At 53.0% G+C, this 17,623-nt stretch carries 17 protein-coding genes and 1 tRNA gene; 4 read left to right on the forward strand and 14 right to left on the reverse strand.

Annotation, left to right across the window (positions count from 1 at the left end; genetic code table 11):
• Window positions 1–37: 37 nt before the first annotated feature.
• The 13 genes from E9954_RS27750 to E9954_RS27810 all read right to left on the reverse strand — a co-directional run bounded on the left by E9954_RS27750 (window position 38) and on the right by E9954_RS27810 (window position 10,423).
• Window positions 38–379 (reverse strand): P-II family nitrogen regulator, encoded by a 342-nt coding sequence (locus tag E9954_RS27750; protein WP_136082554.1) that lies wholly within the window; start codon window positions 377–379, stop codon window positions 38–40.
• Window positions 380–466: 87 nt separating this feature from the next.
• Window positions 467–1,684, reverse strand: a complete 1,218-nt coding sequence (locus E9954_RS27755) for an ammonium transporter (protein WP_136083050.1) — start codon at window positions 1,682–1,684, stop codon at window positions 467–469.
• 378 nt (window positions 1,685–2,062) lie between these two features.
• Complete coding sequence (locus E9954_RS27760) at window positions 2,063–2,407, reverse strand: P-II family nitrogen regulator (protein ID WP_136082555.1); 345 nt, start codon at window positions 2,405–2,407, stop codon at window positions 2,063–2,065.
• 123 nt (window positions 2,408–2,530) lie between these two features.
• Window positions 2,531–3,835: an ammonium transporter gene (locus E9954_RS27765; RefSeq protein WP_136082556.1), complete on the reverse strand. Its 1,305-nt coding sequence runs from the start codon at window positions 3,833–3,835 to the stop codon at window positions 2,531–2,533.
• A 206-nt stretch (window positions 3,836–4,041) separates the two neighbouring features.
• Window positions 4,042–4,287 carry a hypothetical protein gene (locus tag E9954_RS27770; RefSeq protein ID WP_136082557.1) on the reverse strand — a complete coding sequence of 82 codons (246 nt, stop codon included), beginning with the start codon at window positions 4,285–4,287 and terminating at the stop codon, window positions 4,042–4,044.
• A complete protein-coding gene (locus E9954_RS27775; RefSeq protein WP_136082558.1) occupies window positions 4,284–5,432 on the reverse strand; it encodes a hypothetical protein in 1,149 nt (382 codons plus the stop codon). The genes E9954_RS27770 and E9954_RS27775 overlap by 4 nt, the downstream gene beginning before the upstream one ends.
• Entirely contained in the window at window positions 5,425–6,525 is a 1,101-nt protein-coding gene (locus E9954_RS27780; protein WP_136082559.1) for a hypothetical protein, read from the reverse strand. Before E9954_RS27780 ends, E9954_RS27775 begins: the two co-directional genes overlap by 8 nt.
• Window positions 6,526–6,645: 120 nt before the next feature.
• Window positions 6,646–7,257 carry a hypothetical protein gene (locus E9954_RS27785; protein WP_136082560.1) on the reverse strand — a complete coding sequence of 204 codons (612 nt, stop codon included), beginning with the start codon at window positions 7,255–7,257 and terminating at the stop codon, window positions 6,646–6,648.
• The gene (locus E9954_RS27790) at window positions 7,254–7,958 is read right to left on the reverse strand and encodes a hypothetical protein (protein WP_136082561.1); all 705 of its coding nucleotides are present in this window, start codon (window positions 7,956–7,958) and stop codon (window positions 7,254–7,256) included. The genes E9954_RS27785 and E9954_RS27790 overlap by 4 nt, the downstream gene beginning before the upstream one ends.
• A gap of 102 nt (window positions 7,959–8,060) precedes the next feature.
• Entirely contained in the window at window positions 8,061–8,753 is a 693-nt protein-coding gene (locus tag E9954_RS27795; protein ID WP_136082562.1) for a hypothetical protein, read from the reverse strand.
• Window positions 8,750–9,226: a hypothetical protein gene (locus tag E9954_RS27800; RefSeq protein WP_168442649.1), complete on the reverse strand. Its 477-nt coding sequence runs from the start codon at window positions 9,224–9,226 to the stop codon at window positions 8,750–8,752. Before E9954_RS27800 ends, E9954_RS27795 begins: the two co-directional genes overlap by 4 nt.
• Before the next feature lie 221 nt (window positions 9,227–9,447).
• Window positions 9,448–9,819: a transcriptional regulator gene (locus E9954_RS27805; protein ID WP_136082564.1), complete on the reverse strand. Its 372-nt coding sequence runs from the start codon at window positions 9,817–9,819 to the stop codon at window positions 9,448–9,450.
• Complete coding sequence (locus E9954_RS27810; RefSeq protein WP_136082565.1) at window positions 9,812–10,423, reverse strand: hypothetical protein; 612 nt, start codon at window positions 10,421–10,423, stop codon at window positions 9,812–9,814. The genes E9954_RS27805 and E9954_RS27810 overlap by 8 nt, the downstream gene beginning before the upstream one ends.
• A 226-nt stretch (window positions 10,424–10,649) precedes the next feature.
• On the opposite strand from E9954_RS27810, the gene E9954_RS27815 reads away from it, so the two are divergent.
• A tRNA-His gene (locus E9954_RS27815) sits at window positions 10,650–10,726 on the forward strand.
• A gap of 109 nt (window positions 10,727–10,835) precedes the next feature.
• Window positions 10,836–12,635, forward strand: a complete 1,800-nt coding sequence (locus tag E9954_RS27820) for a site-specific integrase (protein ID WP_136082566.1) — start codon at window positions 10,836–10,838, stop codon at window positions 12,633–12,635.
• 16 nt (window positions 12,636–12,651) lie between these two features.
• Here E9954_RS27820 and E9954_RS27825 read toward each other — a convergent pair whose 3' ends face one another.
• Window positions 12,652–13,269, reverse strand: a complete 618-nt coding sequence (locus tag E9954_RS27825; RefSeq protein WP_136082567.1) for a tyrosine-type recombinase/integrase — start codon at window positions 13,267–13,269, stop codon at window positions 12,652–12,654.
• A 429-nt stretch (window positions 13,270–13,698) separates the two neighbouring features.
• Here E9954_RS27825 and E9954_RS27830 point away from each other — a divergent pair, with 429 nt between their 5' ends.
• The gene (locus E9954_RS27830) at window positions 13,699–16,812 is read left to right on the forward strand and encodes an RNA polymerase sigma factor RpoD (protein WP_136082568.1); all 3,114 of its coding nucleotides are present in this window, start codon (window positions 13,699–13,701) and stop codon (window positions 16,810–16,812) included.
• On the forward strand, window positions 16,805–17,563 hold the full coding sequence (locus E9954_RS27835) for a phospholipase D-like domain-containing protein (RefSeq protein ID WP_136082569.1): 759 nt from the start codon (window positions 16,805–16,807) through the stop codon (window positions 17,561–17,563). The genes E9954_RS27830 and E9954_RS27835 overlap by 8 nt, the downstream gene beginning before the upstream one ends.
• Window positions 17,564–17,623: the final 60 nt, after the last annotated feature.

A 17,623-nucleotide genomic window follows, 5' to 3' on the forward strand; every position in this document is an offset into this window, starting at 1 on the left:
TCGGGCCGCCCTTTTTTTTATGTCCGGATGGTTTGAATTAACCAATCGCATCCGAGCCGGTTTCGTCGGTGCGGATGCGGATGCATTCGTCCATCGGCATCACGAAGATTTTCCCGTCGCCGATGTTTCCGCTCTTGGCGCCCTTGACGATGGCCTTGATGGTATCATCGACAAACTCGTCGTTGACGGCGATTTCGATGCGGATTTTTTCGAGCAGGTTGACGGAGCGCACCTGGCCGCGGTAGTGCTCGGTGAAGCCCATCTGGGTTCCGCAGCCGCGCACGCGGCTGACGGTCATCTTGCAGACCTCGGCGTTGAAGAGCGCTTCCTTCACATCGTCGAGTTTTTCGGGTTGGATAACGGCAATAATCATTTTCATGGAACGTTCCTTTCAGGTTTTGGTTATCGGTTATTCGTTACCAGGAACCTGATAGCCAATGGCAATTAACCGATAACCGGTTTTCCTCTACATCGCCTCTTCGGGGTTGGCTTCGATCATGTGAACGGTGAGGTCCGAGCCGCGCAGCTCTTCGTGGTGGTCGAGGCGGATGCCGACGGTGATTTTCAGCAGGCCGTAGACGACGGTACTGGCCACCACGCAGAACACGACAACAAGGGCGGTCACGATCAGCTGCGAGAAGAAGGAAACCCCGCCGATTCCGCCGAGCGCCTTCTGGCCGAAGATGCCGGCGGCGATGCCGCCCCAGGCTCCGCAAATGCCGTGCAACGGCCACACGCCGAGTACGTCGTCGATCTTCCACTTTTCGGTTTCGATCTCGAACATGAAGACGAAGATTCCGCCGGCGAAGGCGCCAACCACCGCCGCGCAGACGGGGTGGTAGAGGTCGGAACCGGCGCAGACGGCAACGAGTCCGGCCAGTGCGCCGTTGTGAACGAAGCCGGCGTCGTTCTTGGAGATGGCCATTGCGGCAATCGTTCCGCCCACCATCGCCATCAGCGAGTTCATCGCCACCAGTCCGGAAACGGCGGTCAGCTCGCCGGCGCTCATGACGTTGAAGCCGAACCAGCCGACGATCAGGATCCAGCTGCCGAGCGCCAGGAAGGGGATCGAGCTGACCTTGATCGAGTTGGAATCATAGCGCTTGAGACGTGCGCCCAGCAGCATGACGGCCGGCAACGCGAGCCATCCGCCCGTTGCATGCACGACCACCGAGCCGGCAAAATCGTGGAACGGGGCGCCGAACGTGCTGGCCAGCCAGCCTTCCGCCCCTCCCAGGCCGTTGTTGAACCTGCCCCAGGTGACGCCCTCGATCAACGGATAGACGAGGCCGACAAAGATGCCGCCGGCCACCGAGTTCGTCCAAAACTTGGCGCGCTCCGCAACGCCGCCGGAAATGATGGCGGGGATACAGGCGGCAAAGCCGAGCAGCAGGAAAAACTTCACATACTCGAATCCGTGGTTGACCGCCATTTCCTCCACGGGAACCAGGAACGACACGCCTCGGGCGAGCGGGTAGCCGATCAGGAAGTAGACGATCGTGGAAAAGCCCCACTCGCAAATAATCTTGTTGAGCGCATTCACCTGGTTCTTGCGGCGGACGGATCCGACCTCCAAGAAGGCGAAGCCGCCGTGCATGGCAAGAATCATTACTGCGCCGAGCAGAATGAAAAGGGTATTCGATGAACTTGCCAGTTCCCCCGCGGCATCCCCCTCCGCGGCCATCGCTGTTCCGGACAGGCAAAGGCCTGCCAGGAAAGTGACCGCAAGGGCCACCTTCTTGCTTAATTGCATCTCTCTCTCCTGATGTGTTTGCACCCCGGCTCCGTCCACCTCGTTAAAGGCTCTCTCTGGACGGAACCAACAAAAAACGGAGTAAGGCACGCACAAGACGTGCCATTGGGGAGGTGGTAGTCGGCAAGTGCTAGGTGCCAAGTGGATTGCAAAAATAGAGGATCTTCGCCATGGAGCCGTCTGATACAACGGATCTGACAGATATGTTGGAAGGAGCACAATATTGTTTGTTTGTGGGTGTAAAAAAGGGCGGCTCGGAGGCCGCCCTTTGGGAAGGTGGGGTCGGGAGTCCTCTCCCGGCCCGGCGCATCAGATCGCCTCGCCACCCCGTTCGCCGGTGCGGATGCGGATGCATTCCTCCAGCGGGGTGATGAAGATTTTTCCGTCGCCGATCTTGCCGTTTTCGCCGTGGCGGGCGGCCTTGAGGATGGCATCGATGGTGACATCGACAAACTCGTCGTTGACGCCGATCTTGACCTCAACCTTGGGGATCAGGTTGGGGGCAACCACTTGGCCGCGGTAGATTTCGGTGCCTTCCTGGCGGCCGTGGCCATCGACGCGGGTGACGGTGATGCGGCCGATTTCGGCAGCGGTGAGGGCCTCGCGCACTTCGTCGAGTTTGTCTTCCTGGATAATTGCGGTAATCAGTTTCATGTCAAAAGTTCCTTCAAATTAAGAATTAAGATTTAGGAATGTAGAATGGATGGCGGGGATGCCCCGCACCCCTATAGGAAATGCGTCGCAGACCCACCATTCTGAATTCTACATTCTTCATTTCTATGAGTTGAGGTTCACCATGCCGTAGCCACGCTCGGAGTGGAGGCTGTGGTCCATGCCGGCGCGCTCTTCGTCCTCGCTCATGCGGAAACCGAAGACCTTGTCGACGAAGACGATCAGGATGAGGGTCATGATGGCGGAATAGGCCAGGCTGACGAGACAGCCTTCGGTCTGCACCCAAAGCTGGTGCATCATGCTGACATCGATGGTGCCCGGACGGAGCACGAAGGTGAGGCCGATGGCGCCCCAGAGGGCGGCGACGCCATGGATGCCGAAGACGTCGAGCGTGTCGTCGTAGCCGAGCTTGTTCTTCATTTCGATGGCGAGGTAGCAGAGTACGGAAGCAACCGAACCGAGGATCAACGCGCCCCACGGCTGAACGGCGCCGGCGGCCGGGGTGATGGCCACGAGGCCGGCCAAAACGCCGGAAACGAAGCCGAGGGTGGTGACCTTTTTGTGGAATATGCCTTCGAATATCATCCAGGAAAGGGCACCGGCGGCGGCGGCCACCTGCGTGACGGTCAGCGCCTGCGCGGTAACGAGTCCGGAGCTAACGGACGAACCGGCGTTGAAGCCGAACCAGCCCACCCAGAGGAGGCCGGCACCCATGAGGGTCATCACCAGGTTGTTCGGGTGCATGGCGGTCTTCGGGTAGCCGCGGCGTGGGCCGAGGTAGAACGCGGCAACCAGGGCGGCCGCCCCGGCGGAAATGTGGATCACCGTTCCGCCGGCAAAGTCGATGGCGCCCTTTTTGAAGAGGAAGCCGTCTTCCGCCCAGACCCAGTGGCAGAGCGGGTTGTAGATCAGCAGGCTCCAGAGGGCGATGAAGATGCAGTAGCCGCGGAACTTGACGCGTTCGGCGAAGGCGCCGGCAATCAGCGCCGGGGTGATGATGGCGAACTTGCCCTGGAACATGGCGAACACATATTCCGGAATGCCGGCCTCCATGATATTGGAATCGATGCCCTTGAGCAGGAAATAGTCGGGGTTCCAGCCGAACCAGCCGCCAAGCACATTGGAGCCGAAGCTCATGGAGTAGCCGCAGATCATCCAGAGGACGCCCACCACCGCCATGGCGGCGAACGAGTGCATCATGGTGCCGAGCACGTTCTTGGTGCGAACGAGGCCGCCATAGAACATGGCCAGGCCGGGAACCATGAGCAGCACGAGTCCGGTTGCGGTTAGCATCCACGCCGTTGTACCGGTGTCAACTTCGGGTGCTCCGTCGGCCGCGAACACGGTGCTCGCTGAGCACAACAACGCGGCGAAAGCAGCCAGAACGGCTGCCAGTCTTGATTTAGGCATTCTCTCTCTCCTGTTTGTTGCATCCTCGATCCCGCTCTCCAACGGAACCTACTAAAAGTGGGGGCCTTAATGCACAAGGCGTGCCATATGGCGGGCGGTCGGTGGCAAGTCTCTAGTGTGAAACGGATTGCAAAAAATATAGCGGAAATGGAAGATCGGTCTGATCCGACAAATCCGACAGATCTGTCGGCTTGTTTCCAAAATTGTCATTTCCTGCGTTGCTTGATCCATTCCAGGCCGATCCGGCTCAGGATGAAGCCGGGCAGCAGCACCACATAGAGGCGGCACAGGATGAACAGGGCAATCATGACGGGATAGTGGTGCGGCAGGTGGTCGCCGGGGCAAAAGATGCCGGCTACAATGTTGGTGCCGACCAGCACCCGCAGCTGAATGGAGTAGACCAGCAGGATCAGCGCGGCTTGGATCAACATTTTCAAAACGATCCGTTTCATGGAGCGAATCCTCCGGGTTGCGCGGTGAGCATGGCGAACAGGATGGCATCGCCCAGCGAAGCGCCGGTCACAAAGTTGAAGCGCTCCCGTGTTTGCAGTGGAGCGCCGGCGGCGTGGGCGGTGGCGTAGAGGTGCTTGAAATAGTCGCGGTCGCCGTGGATTCGCGCGCCGCCGAGGGCGAAGCCGGTCGGCGAGAGGCCGTATCCAAAAATGACCGCGCCCGAATCGATGTCGCCATTTTGTCCGTGCACACCTCGGGCATATTCGCGCACCAGCCCGAAGCCGCAGACGTTGCCAGCCAATTCGTTTTTCACCGCTTGGTAGAGATCTTCCGAAAGATGCGGATCCATGAAGGAAAGGAAGAAGAGACCGAGGGTGGTGCCGGATCCGCGCGGGAAATCGTATATGGCTCCGGTCTTCCCGTTCACCGCTTGGAAGAGGAGTCCGGATTTCGGCTCCATGTACTTCCGGCGGCATCGCCCTGCCCAGCGTCCGGCTAGATCGTCGAAGCCTATGTTGTTCAAGCGACCGTTCAGTACAACCGAGGCAATCACGGCGCAGTTGTCGACCGGATAGGTTTCGTGCGGATAGGATTCGAGGAGCAGGGTGGGGCTGGTCTCGATGCGGCGGCGTAGCGCGGCGGAGATGCGGTCGTTGAGGTCGGCGAACTTGGAGTCGGGATTGAGATGCCGATGCAGCCCCATCGCCAGATTGACGTAACCGAGATAGGCGGCGTGGCCATCTTTGGTGTCGAGCGTTTCGAGCGGATCGCTTTTCCACATCTCAATGTCGAATTGGCGGACGCGGTCAGACAGCACTTCATCAATCGCTTCTTCCATCAACGCGAGGTAGTGTTCCTTGTTTTCCGGTTGCTGCGCGGCCAGCTGACCGAAGCCGATCGCCGCCATCACATAGGTGCCATAGAGCCACTCGCCGTCGAAAAGTTTCGAGCCGGTGGCGAAGTCGTCGCGGTCGAGTCCCTCGCGCATCCAGAACTCCACGCCGTTCGCCAGCTTGCTTTGCAATTCGGCATCGCCCCCGTACCACCGATCCGCCAGCCGCGAATGCCACGCATACGGAATCCATGCGATGCCTGCCAGGAACAATGCGCAACCCACCAGCTGTCGAAGAAGCAACCTACGCATGTCGTCTCCGGATTAGGTCGGCGATCACGGCGCACTCGAGGCCGAACGGGAGATAGCCGGCATAGCCGAGCAGCGGCATCTCGAAAACCTGGAAGCGGTGCACGAAGGGAACTTCATAGATCCACTTGGCCAGGCTGTGCCAATTCCACAACTCCCAAAAGAAGCCGCAAATGAGCGCCGCCAGCGCAAGGCGGTAGATGCGGCGCCAGTCGCCCTGCTCCAGTTCCGGAAAAAACGAGGGCTGGTTTGCGAGACGCCCGAAAGCCATCAGCAGCAGGAGCGGGGCAACCCACAGCAAGGGGAAAAGATAGTCCGGGAACCAGCCGATGAACAACAATCCCAGTCCCGAAACAAGCAGGGTGATCCATGCACCACGTTTCGGCTTGGTGCACCAGATGATGGTTCTGAATTCGAGCCCGGCGCTGGTGCGGGGATTGGCCGCCAGCCATTCCTCGGTCGAGAGCACGGCGGGCAGGACGGTGGCGAAGGGCAGGGTGGCGGCGATGAAATATTGCAGCGGCGTGAAATCGGCACCCGAGGTGTACCACCAGTTTTGCACGAAACGGTTGAGGTATTCAAAGAACCACCAGAAGACGGCGCTCAGCGGAAACAGCCAAAGGAAAAAACGGGTTTCGTGCGTCAGCAAACAGCGCCCCGTCTTTCGCCAGGTGAGCGCATTGACCACCACGATGTAGGCGATCCACTGCGGCGTGAAGGTATAGAGCTGAACCGGTTCCATCCACCCGAAGCGCGTCCACGCCAGAAGCCAAAACAAAACGCCAAACCCCACGACCATCCATCCCCACGGCGGGAAGGACCTTTGTGCTGGAGGGGCGGAGGCCGCTCCGCCCGGGCAGACGGCGTCTGCCCCTCCACGAATGACTCGCACAAGAAAAGGAACCATCACCGCCAAAATCACGACAGCCAATCCAATGAACACCGGCCACGAAAACGGTGCGTGTTCCACATGCCGCGTGCGCGGCGGAAATTCGAGGAAGGCGTCAACGTCGCGCCCGGCCAGCCAAACGCCGCACAGCGGCAGGCCAATCAGTAGAAGTGCCAGTGGCAGGAAAAATGTGACGATCCTTTTCATGGCATTTTATCTAACGTGGTTTTTACCACAGAGAACAAGGAGGCACAGAGGGTGTGATGTTGCAACGGACTCTCTGTGGCTCCGTGCTCTCTGTGGTGAGACCAGTCCAGTAGTTTCATCTCATGCGCCTCCAAAGAGAGTGTGCCACAAATATTCGTAGAAGTTGCCCGAAAATGCGGCTGGGTTGAAGAACGGTTCGGGGCGGTCGGGCATTGCAAGGAATGGGCTGAAAATCCACGAGAGCTGGCAGCCCACAAAGCCCGAAACCAGGAACCATGCGGTGAGGACGCGGTTGGGCATGGTGGTCAACGTGCGTAGCAGACGGTGGAGGTGAATGATGCCGACGGTGCCGCAAAGCCCGACGAGTGCCGTGTGGCCGAGCAGTACCCATGGGTAGGCGGCCGAGCTGACCGGCAATTGCACCGCAAAGAAAAGCGCCACCGGGCTGAGCGCGCCGAGCAGTGCGGCGGCGATCGCCATGCCGATGGCAATGCAACGGAAGACCTGCCGGAACGATAGTCCGGCGCCAAGCGCCTGCGACAGCATGGCATTGGCCGTTCCGCTCGTGGCAACGATGGAAAGGAAGAGCAGGGGCATCTTGATGGCGGAGTAGCACGCTTGCAGCGGTGAGCGCCAGATGCCGAACGCAACTCCATACAAGGCTGAGCCGGCGAGGACCATGCCGAGGCATTTCAATACGGAGGTTGCCGGCGTTGGCCGCAGGATGTTCATGGTCTCGGCTCCGTGGCGAAGCGGAGGGCGGAGCGGTAGACCGATTCGTAGAAGTTGCCGTTGAACGGATCGGGGCGCAGGAACTGGATGGCAAGGCCGGGCGAGCCGATGAAGGGCCGCAGGTTCCACGAAAGCTGCGCGCCGACCAGCAGGTTGCCGGCGAGCCAGGCTAGCAATACCTTTTGGGCAAGGATGCGCTGTCCGGTCTTCCGCAGCAGGAATTGGTGAAGCCGGATGTTCGCAACGATCCCGGCGAAGGCCAATGCGCCGACATTGATGAGCAGGAAAAAGCTATGCCCGAAGGTGTTGCCGCTCATTAGCGACGGCGTGTTGAGGAGAATGAAGAGGGTGATCGGCGCGAGCGCCGCCAGGCAGAGCGATGCCACGGTGAAGCTCATCAGCTGCGCCAGCAGGGTTTGGCGAAAGGTGAAGCCGGTGCCCATCGCGGCGGCGAGCATCCAGTTCAGGGTTCCGTTGCAGAGCGTGGTCAGGAAGATCAGCAGGGGAAACTTGAGGGCGACATAGAGCGCCATCAACCCGGCTCTCCAAAGACCGATCGTTGCGCCGTAGAGGCCGGAGCAGACGGCGATGGTCAGCATGCAGAACAGGATCCATTGCCCGCTCTGCTCGCCGAGCCATCGGTCGATTGCTTCCGAATCGCCGCGGCACAACACCGGTAGTCTGGCAGTAAATATTTTCAATGCGGATCCTTCATTATCTTTTTTTAACCACTAAGGCACCAAGAACACCAAGCTTCGTGTGCTTTGTGTCTTCGTGGTTATTTATTCCCGCAACGAAATGGTTCATCGATCCATGGTTTCCGCCCAGTGCACGAGGAAAAATTTCTTTTCGCTGAACTGCGGGGCTTCATATTCGCCGATGATGGGGCGGAGGGTGGTGCTCATTTGCAGCACGACGAGGGTAAAGATGAAAAACCAGAGGTTCAGCGTGCCGGCCTTCTTTTTGTTCAGGAAGCGGAAGGCGGTCTTCATGAGCCGCAGGCCGAAGAAGAGGCCGATGCCCCAGACGAGCAGGTAGAGGAAGCCCATGAAGGCGACCGACTCCGTCGCCTGCGAAAAGATCCACGCCACCGGCATGAAGCCCACAAACAAAATGCCGGCCAGCACGAGGCCGAGCAACAAAATCCGCGCCACCTCCGGGAAGCTCTGTTCGCCGCCCGAAAGGCAGAGCAGGATGAAGAGGCTCGGCATGCAGATGAGCACGCTCAGCAAGGTGCCGAACATCACCTTCACCGGTGCCGCCCAACATTGCGCGCCGCCGCTGAAGCTACCCATCATCAAGCCCAGCCCGGCCAGGCAGGCCAGCAACAGCAGGGTCAGGATGGCCGGTATGTTCCGGCTTTTCCGGTTCATCAATTCATGCACAACCTGTGCGGGGCGCTTCAGCGTGGCATCGACCACCGGGAACAGCCCCTGTTTTTCCAGCGGTTGGAAGTGGGCATCGAACGGATTTAGTTCAGGGGGATGTGCTTTCATGGCTGGCTCCTTGGTTGGCGGGATTGCGGTTTCCTGGTTGCCCAGATGAGAAAGAGGATGATGCCGGCCGCCGCTGAAATTGAATAGAGCAGGCCTTGGATGCGCCGGGGGGTGAAGCCCATGGAGCAGATGTATTGAATGAGCCACAGCACCGGCCAACTGAGGATGCTAAGCAGCATGAAGCCGAGGACGAACGTGTTCACCGAAAAAGCGATCCGCCCAGCCTTGCTCGTTCGGTTGGCCAGCCAGCCGACGCCGGCCGTGCAGGGGAGTGCAGTGGCCGCCATGACCGTGAACCAGAACAACCATTTCCCGATGGTTGGCTGATCCAATGCCGAGCCGGCGTGGATGATGCTGAAGCGCTCCGTGCACATCCGCCCACTCAGAATAAAGGTTGGAACGGCTCCGTTGAGCACCGACAACACCGGGTTTTCTGCCGCCAGCCACACCCAGGCATGCACGGGTAGGAGCAAGGCCGTTGTCCAAATCCAGCCCAGCCGATGGCGCAATTTTTTAGATTTGGAAAGAGCTTTGCATTGCAAAGTATGGCGGCATGAAAAACGAGTGCGGCGGGGCAGGCGAGCCGCCTGCGGTACAACCGGTTCGCCGACGAGTGTATCGCAGGCGGCTCGCCTGCCCCGCCGAACAGTCTCCGAAACTCCGGGTTTGTCCGTGTTCATCCGTGGCTCCCTGCTTATGCGGTTGCTTCTTTTCCATTGGACACCGTCTTGACGACCTTATCTTTCGGCAGCGCCTTACGGGCTTGCTTCATCACGTCGGCCAAGGCTTCGAGATAGTCGTTGAAGCGGCCGAGCCCTTGGGCGGTGATGAATACCGTCGTGCGCGGCTTGTCGTCGACAAACGCCTTCTTCACCCGCACCACCTGGCTTTCCTTCAGCACCTTCAAATGGCGGTTAAGGTTGCCGTCGGTCAGTTCGCACTCGGCCTTGAGCTCGGTGAAGGTTAGCCCATCGGTCGCCATGCAGAGGGCCGACATGATGGCCAGGCGGCTCGGTTCGTGGAATATTTTTTCCAGTGCCTGGAAGGCGTTTTCTTTTTTAGTCATCGGTATATTCCTCCATGGCCTCGGTTTTGTGGCGGTGGAAAACCAGTCCGCCGATCCATTCGCCCACCAGGAATACGACCCCGGCCGGCCATGGATTCATGAACGACGTTCCCGGCCAGAGCAGGAAAAACGCGCCGCAGGCGAGATAGTAGAATCCCAGCCACCCATTTTCCTTTGGCAGGGCGGTGCGGCAGGTGGTATGCGCCAGGCCATAGAGGCACATCCACGAACCGAACAGCAAATCCGGGTGGCCCTTCAGGAGCAAGGCCGCCGTAAACAACGCGCCAACCGCCAGGGGCGGGATGGCATCCAGCGCCGGGGATATCGTCCGCAGCGTGCGCTCGCGGTCCGGCAGCTGGACAAACCAGAGCACCAGCGCGCCATAGTTCACCGCCAGCCCCACCGAAAGAATGAAGCCCCAGCCCAGCAGGTGCATCCCGTAGCCCTCAACGTAGAGCCCCATCAGCACGCAACCGAACAGCGCCACCGACCCGCCCAGCATGCGGGCGGTTCCCGAATAGCCCGTAAACTTGCGCTTCTCCAGGATCAAGGCCTGCAGCCGGCGTACTTGCCCGAGCGCGTCATGGATGTGGTTTGCAATCATTTCCCGTCTTCCAATGTCCAGAACCTAGTCAATGGGAAAGCACTTTGCAACACAAAGTTGAGGGAAAGATGATCGCAGGTGGTTACGCCTTTAGGTGGTTGCACCCGATGCGTTTAGGCAGGGAAGCCGCCTAAAGGCGGAACAACATGCCTTTGCCGCCAAAATTTTCCGTTAAAAACGGTTGATTTTCCGACGGCGGACGCTATCTTTTGCCTCTTCTCAGTTGGTGATTGTAGCTCAGTTGGTTAGAGCGCGTGATTGTGGTTCATGAGGCCGCGGGTTCGAATCCCGTCTTTCACCCCAATTTTTTTGTAAAGCCTTGAAACTGCGGTAAAACGCATGTTCTCAAGGCTTTATTTTTGCCCTTGGTACAAATTCTGGTACAAAATCGGAGGTACTAAAGGTGGTCATAATGCAGAAAGTCCCGAATTTAACCAATCCTTCTGAAGGCAAGTACAAGTACAGGAAGGTTGTTCCCGATGACGTGCAGGCGTACATCGGGCAAACGGAATGGAAGTTTACCCTTGATACGGATGATGAAAATCATGCGGTAGCTTGGGGAAAAGGACTCAATAAAAAATACGGTAAGGAAGTTCGTGAAGCACGGCAGGCTATCAGGAAAGAATCTTCAACTGGTGTGCCTGCTTCAAAGAAACCCACTTCCAAACCATTTGACCTGTCCAGTATTGAGTCAGAGATCCATCAATTGTCCGAAAATCTGGAATGTAAAAAGAACGCTGATCTAAACACTTTGCACCTCCAGCTTGGAAATATCGGGCATAGTATGCAATACGCTGTTGAGAAGGATTTAAGTGAACAGGCTTTGGCAGGAGTTGATTTGTGTCCTGTTTCTCAGCAAACGCTACTGGAGCTATGCACACATGTGGCACAGGTTGAAAACCTAGCCGATGGTGACCTGCGACGAAAAACCGCTCGTTTTGTTATTCACAAACTCCAGCCTCTGCTGGAAGAGATGGAGGACAGCATTCCCCCGCTGATGGGAAAACCTGTGCCAGTTCGGACAACACATAAATTGATTGATGGGCGTTGGGAGGATGTTCCGGTTGAAAAGCCTGCTGTTGCGACGACTCCATCAACTAATGCCCATGGTGAAAAAATACCTACACTTTCCGAGGCTCTTGAAAAGCACATAGCGTTCAAGGACGGGGATGTTAAAGATGGCACCGCCGAAACTAAAAGGGCTGGTGTTGCTCTGTTTATTGAGTGGGCGGGTGATAGACCTGTTTCCGATTATTCTCCCGATGAATTGGTTGATTACCGAAATAACTGCCTTAGGAAGTACCCGAAAAACCGCCAGCAGTCTCCAAAGTTTGACGGGAAGAGTTTGGCAGAAGCGCTAAAGATTGGTGCCAATGATAAACACATCGGGCAATCTAGAATTAACACCTTAATAAGCAACGTCAGCTCAGTTTTTAATTTTTCCGTACAGAGAAGGTGGATAACTCTCAACCCTGCATCTGGACTGAAAGAGACTAAGCCGAATGTATTGAGCGAAGAGGATGACAAAGCATTTGAACAGCATGAATTAGAAAAGTTGTTTGAGATCCTTCCATACAAAGAGAGTAAGCCGTCTTGGTATTGGTCTGTCATAATCTCCCTTTACAATGGTTGCCGACAATCAGAGATCTGTCAGCTATTCGTTGATGACATTATAACTTATCAGGAACTCCCTTGTTTCAAATTAACCGAGGAGGGGGAGGTCGGTGCAGATAAGAGCCTTAAAAATCGTCAATCGTGCCGAATCGTGCCTATTAATCCTAAGTTGATAGAAATAGGGTTTATGCGATTTGTGGAAAATCGGCGAAGGGAACTCAATGGCAAAAATGATTTGTTGTTTTCCAATGTTCGTCGCACGGCAAATGGAAAATATAACAAGAGTCTCAGTGACTGGTTTAACCAGCGATTCAAGCATAAGTTTATAGATAAAAAGATTCAGGCTGTTCGCAGGCGTACATTCCACGGGTTGAGGCATAGCTTCGCCCATTATTCACAAAATAATGCGAGGATGGACTTTCAGGTTCGCCATGAATTAATGGGACATGAACTCAAAGGCTATAACCCTGTGAATGCTGATTATACGGGAAAACTACCAATGGCACGGTTGCTGGAGGATCTTGTGAAAATGGACTTTGGAGACTATGATTTAACAATCCCTGCCAATCCGTTCATGAAAAAAAAGGCGACCAAATGATCGCCTTCATGTGTCCTTAAATCAGATCCACCACTTTTCGCTGTGATTCGCTGTCGTGGTCAATGTACCGCTGTGTAGTTTGCAGGGTGCTGTGTCCTGCCAGATACTGGATGTCCCGTAGTGATCCGCCAACCGTGGATACCTTACGTGCGGTATTGGTGATAAAGGTTCTCCGCCCTGAATGGGATGAGTAGCCAATAAGACCAAGGTCTTTATACAGGGTGTGGAAGAAATTCACGATGACCTGTGGGGTAGAGGACTTTGATCGTTCCGTTTGAATAAGGGATGTTTCATATAGGGCGGTCTTGTTACCCCTGATCCGTTTGGAATGAATTTCCAATAGTTCCTGAAGAAGCGGCTTTAGCGTTTTATGGATCGGGATCACCCGTCCGCCATTCTTGCCCTTTGAAATATCGTTGGTCAGATGGATCGTGTCACCGACTTCAATTTCATCGGTCAGAATGTTCTTCCACTTCAGACCTGAGATTTCTTTCGCCCGTAAACCTGATTTGCAGGAAAGCAGAAACATTATCCGGTTCCGCAGTGAATTTCTACGATCCGCCAAGTATCCGAGGATCATGGATTCCTGTTTCGGGGTGAGAGTCTTTGCTTGATTTGTCAGTCCAGTCGTCATAGTCAATCCCGTTATGAAAAGTTAGATATATAAGATAACATAATGAGTATAGAATGCAAGGCAATTCAGGTAATATGCAACATGTTAAATACAAGTGGTTTGTGAGTACTCATTATAAAACACTGATTTTATAACGAGATGATTGTTCTCCTAGAATCAAGCCAGAGGGTTGGGATTGGTCTGATTTACTGCATATTACCGGGTTATTACGAAACCCCCATATAGAGGGGTTTGCCGATCAATTTATTTGGCGGTCATTTTTCCATTAGTCATGGTGTGGGTTGACGCAGTTCTGTGAAACTCACTTATTTCCCGCACTTTCTTATTTGAACCTAATATAATTAACCTGTTTTTTTTTAATATGGTCGATGAGTAAGGGTTTTGTCTGATATTAATAAAGTAGTTTGCATAAGAGATTTGCGGTCATCAATGGATAATAAAACGCCAATATCAGTTCTGAAGCTTGGGGTGAAAGCTCACAGGGCTTTGCACCGTCTTCACATCAAGAGTATCGGTGAGTTTATCGACCTAGATATGAAGGATGTTTTGCGATTAGATGGTGTCGGCAAAAAAACTGTGGTCTGCTTAGGAGTTTGGCAGAAAAAAGTAGCGTCCATTCTAGGTTCAGGGGTCGTCGATGAGGCGGTGTCCGATGCTGATTGGAAGTTTTATCAGGAATGCCTTTCGGAGGTGAGTCAAAATCGTCTGACATCTTTAGGGATTTGCTCTCTAGAAAAATTCTTTGCCTTAAGTAAGTACACATTTTTAGGACGTCAGGATGTTGGTGCAATCTACTGGGAGGAAGTCGATTATCTTCAGGAAGTACTTAGCGGCGGATTTGAATATAGTTATGATATAGGTTGTGAACCGAATGAAGAGGAACGTTCTGAGAAACATGGACTAGAGCATGAGTGGCGACTTGCGTATGCATCCTTTTCTGTGCGGACAAAAAATGGTTTAGATCGTCTATCGGTTACATCGCCCAAGCCTTTTCTGAAGTTGACTAAGGATGTTTTTTTAGGTCAGCGAGGTGTAGGAAAGAAATGCTGGAAAGAGATTGAGGGCGTTCAGAAAAAACTATTCCCCCTCCTTTCCTCGGGAGAGGTGTCACTATGGGAGCCAGACCCATATTTATTAAGTGATTATCCTTTATATAGTGGGCTTGATCTCAACGTCACTTCCTTGCCAGACGAGTTCTATCCCGATGCTCCAGTGACGTCATTTGTGACAAATGTAAGGGCTAAAAAAGCACTGGCTAATCTTGGGGTAAAAACATTAGGTGAATTATTGCTGGTTCGCTCCAACGTTTTTTTTGGCTTGAAAAATTGCGGTAAAAATACAGTTCGTGAACTGCGAAAAAATGTTGAGGAATTTTTAGAGTATCGCCGCAACCCTGAAACAAATATTTCCATGGGAGAGAGTATAAGCGACCTCATAAAGCAAATGTGCTTGGAGGTAGGAATGTCTGTCAGAGATGCTGATATTTCTTCGTGTCGAATTTGTCATGGGCGAACTTTAGAATCGGTTGCTCACGATTATGGGTGCACTAGAGAGCGCATCCGTCAAGTTGTAGCAAAATCAACCGACTTGGTAGAAACGTGTTTCAAAACTCGCATCGCATTAGACTATGTTGGAGAGGCGATGGCTGATGTTGTTAATTCCAATCGGGGCATTATTGAGATGCATGCGCTCGGCACTTTATTGGCTGAAAAACTGAACTGGAATACCCCTGTAGATGAAGGAGGGGTAAAAGAATTGATTCGGAATTTTCCTTCAATGAAAGCCCGATTTGCTTTTGAGGGAGATGTTGTTTTTCGTCCGCATCAATGCCGAGATTGTGACGAGATAACTCAGTTGTTCAAAAGGCTTGTCCGTGACTCGGAGGATAAACCTTTTACCTTGAATGCAGAAGCTCTTGAGGAACTACAAGAGATATGTCGGAAAAGAACTTTTTTTGGTTGTGAGTTTGCTGACTTGCCATTTTCATCAGGGTATGTTGATGAGCTATGTGAACGTAGTGGCTACAGAAAAGACGGTGACACTGTTTGGTCTGATGAGGCTCATGCTCTTGCCAGGGGTGGGTTGATGAGGAAAGCTGAAGCATTGCTCCAGATGTATGGGGGTGCTTGCTCAATCACCGAACTTTGGTCTTCTATTGAAGCTTTGTCTGATACAACAATTCTAAAACTGAGACAGGTTTTGTCAAATTCTAACCAGTGTTTCCGCTGGGGGAAAGATGAGTTTATTCACAAGGATTTCATCAAAGTTCGGGATGATATTTTGTCGATTATTGGGAATGAGATTAATCAACGCCTGAAGGAAAACTCAATCACCAGTGTAATCGGAATATTTAAAGAATATCAATTCACTTTCTCTGATGCAGGTGTGCCAAATGAGTATGCTTTGGCGTCTGTTGTTGCAAATTTATTTAGTGATACATGTTATGTAGACAAGTTTCGGTATATTCACTCTGAGCGACCTAGTGATGGGCGAAGCTCGATTACTTATTATGTTCAGCAGTGGGTATTGGATCAAGACGGAGCGGTTCGTTCTGACGAGATTAAAAACCAGCTTGTGAATGGTTTTGGAATGAGAGAAGCAACAGTGCCCAGTTGTTTTAGCCGCCTCGATGAGGTGATCCCATTGGGAGAGGATAAGTTTATTCATGTCGATAATCTGGGGCTAAATAAGAGTGACTTACAATCGTGTGCGGACTTGATAGAATTAACCCTTCAGTCTCATAAGCAAATTGGTGTTCATCGCTTGTTTAAGAAGAAGGAGATCGTTTGCTTTGAACTTGGCATTGAATCTCCCAACATGCTCCATGCGCTGATTCAACATTTTTTTTCTGATCAATATGAATGTCGCAGGTTCCCTCATATTTCTAGGCAGGGAAGAAGTGCAATGTCATTAAACGAGACTATCGAAAGATATCTTATAGAGAGGAATGGTGTTGTTTCTGTCGATGACTGTTCAGATCACTTCGAGAGTGTTGGGTATAATGCCGCACAAATGAAGGCACGTTTGCCTCAAACAGCTAACGTATTTGTTTATTACCCCCGGTGTTTGATTCACTCAAGCGTACTTGGATGGAGCGAGAACAAAAGTAGGGAAATCTTTAAGGTTCTGGAAGCATCGTATGAGCAAAGTCTCCGTGCTGGTGGATTCGTTGGTGATCTACAGGATGTTTTTGATCTTATGGAGGATGATCTTCCTGAATTAGAAAATGGATATGGGTGGACTGCTGATTTGCTAGCCTCAATTGCCGGGAAAATTGATGGAGTTCAGATTTTAGGTAATGCAAAGAGGGCATTCACGATAAAGGGCTCAAAGGGAGAATTAGCCAAACTAGGCGATTTGGTTTCATCTGTAGTTAAGAATGTTTTTAATGGTGGCTGTAGCCGTGATCAACTTTCTGAGTGGATGCGGGAGCATGGAGTTGTCAGAAAGAAACTCTCTTTATCCATGTTTCAGCCAAAAGATGGACTAATTATGAGTGAATATGAGTGTTATCTTGAATCAGGCGAGGTCGTAAATGGGTGATCTTCAATCTCTCTCGCTGGAAGCTGTATATGACAGTTCAGAGTACCACTTAGTGCGGGACTTGATGGTTCCATTGTTGGCACAGTCCAAGTTGTATTGCCGTGGTGTCGGGTACTTTTCTAGCGGATGGTTAAGAATAGCTTCAGAAGGGCTTGAGGAGCTTATCTCCTCTGGAGGACGTGCCCGGTTAATTATGTCGCCCATTCTTGATGAAAAGGATTGGCAAGCAATTGAACTCGGGCAACAAGCTCGTGAAAATGAGATGCTCAAAAAGTGTCTTCACTCATCCGTGGATGAAATTTCTTCATCGCTCGAATCTAACACCTTGAATACGTTTGCTTGGTTAATCGCTGATGAGCTGTTGGATGTTCGGTTCGCAGTCCCACGGGCGGGTTTTCGTGGTGGGGATTACCATGATAAAGTAGGATATTTTGCGGATGAGTCAGATAATTATGTAGCCATTCATGGGTCATATAATGACTCAATCAAGGGAACACTTAATGGAGAGGCGTTTTCTGTCTTTCGATCTTGGTATGAGGGGCAACTCCCGTTTTTGGACAAGCATGTTGCTCGGTTAAACCAGCTATGGGATGATGAAAACGCTCAGTTTCACACCTTTAAATTGCCCGATGCGGTAAGGCAACAAATAGTCCAGCTACGATCAACGGATTATAGACCGTACACTACATTATCTGGCGGAAAAATAATGCGGATTCTGCTAAGGAATGGAGAAAGCTATATCACCGCATAGGCTCCAATCAGAAACAACGTCTACTGGAAGTATTGTCTGAGGGGAAAATTAAAGAGCATC

The sequence above is a fragment of the Pontiella desulfatans genome, from assembly GCF_900890425.1.
Classification (GTDB): Bacteria; Verrucomicrobiota; Kiritimatiellia; order Kiritimatiellales; family Pontiellaceae; genus Pontiella; species Pontiella desulfatans.

Bases quoted from the DNA above. Each gene is read 5' to 3' on its own strand.
- E9954_RS27795 (WP_136082562.1), bottom strand. From the start codon at position 8,753: ATGAAAGCACATCCCCCTGAACTAAATCCGTTCGATGCCCACTTCCAA.
- E9954_RS27805 (WP_136082564.1), bottom strand. From the start codon at position 9,819: ATGACTAAAAAAGAAAACGCCTTCCAGGCACTGGAAAAAATATTCCAC.
- E9954_RS27825 (WP_136082567.1), bottom strand. From the start codon at position 13,269: ATGACGACTGGACTGACAAATCAAGCAAAGACTCTCACCCCGAAACAG.
- E9954_RS27785 (WP_136082560.1), bottom strand. From the start codon at position 7,257: ATGAACATCCTGCGGCCAACGCCGGCAACCTCCGTATTGAAATGCCTC.
- E9954_RS27835 (WP_136082569.1), top strand. From the start codon at position 16,805: ATGGGTGATCTTCAATCTCTCTCGCTGGAAGCTGTATATGACAGTTCA.
- E9954_RS27775 (WP_136082558.1), bottom strand. From the start codon at position 5,432: ATGCGTAGGTTGCTTCTTCGACAGCTGGTGGGTTGCGCATTGTTCCTG.
- E9954_RS27750 (WP_136082554.1), bottom strand. From the start codon at position 379: ATGAAAATGATTATTGCCGTTATCCAACCCGAAAAACTCGACGATGTG.
- E9954_RS27765 (WP_136082556.1), bottom strand. From the start codon at position 3,835: ATGCCTAAATCAAGACTGGCAGCCGTTCTGGCTGCTTTCGCCGCGTTG.
- E9954_RS27830 (WP_136082568.1), top strand. From the start codon at position 13,699: ATGGATAATAAAACGCCAATATCAGTTCTGAAGCTTGGGGTGAAAGCT.
- E9954_RS27810 (WP_136082565.1), bottom strand. From the start codon at position 10,423: ATGATTGCAAACCACATCCATGACGCGCTCGGGCAAGTACGCCGGCTG.
- E9954_RS27820 (WP_136082566.1), top strand. From the start codon at position 10,836: ATGCAGAAAGTCCCGAATTTAACCAATCCTTCTGAAGGCAAGTACAAG.
- E9954_RS27780 (WP_136082559.1), bottom strand. From the start codon at position 6,525: ATGAAAAGGATCGTCACATTTTTCCTGCCACTGGCACTTCTACTGATT.
- E9954_RS27755 (WP_136083050.1), bottom strand. From the start codon at position 1,684: ATGGCCGCGGAGGGGGATGCCGCGGGGGAACTGGCAAGTTCATCGAAT.
- E9954_RS27760 (WP_136082555.1), bottom strand. From the start codon at position 2,407: ATGAAACTGATTACCGCAATTATCCAGGAAGACAAACTCGACGAAGTG.
- E9954_RS27770 (WP_136082557.1), bottom strand. From the start codon at position 4,287: ATGAAACGGATCGTTTTGAAAATGTTGATCCAAGCCGCGCTGATCCTG.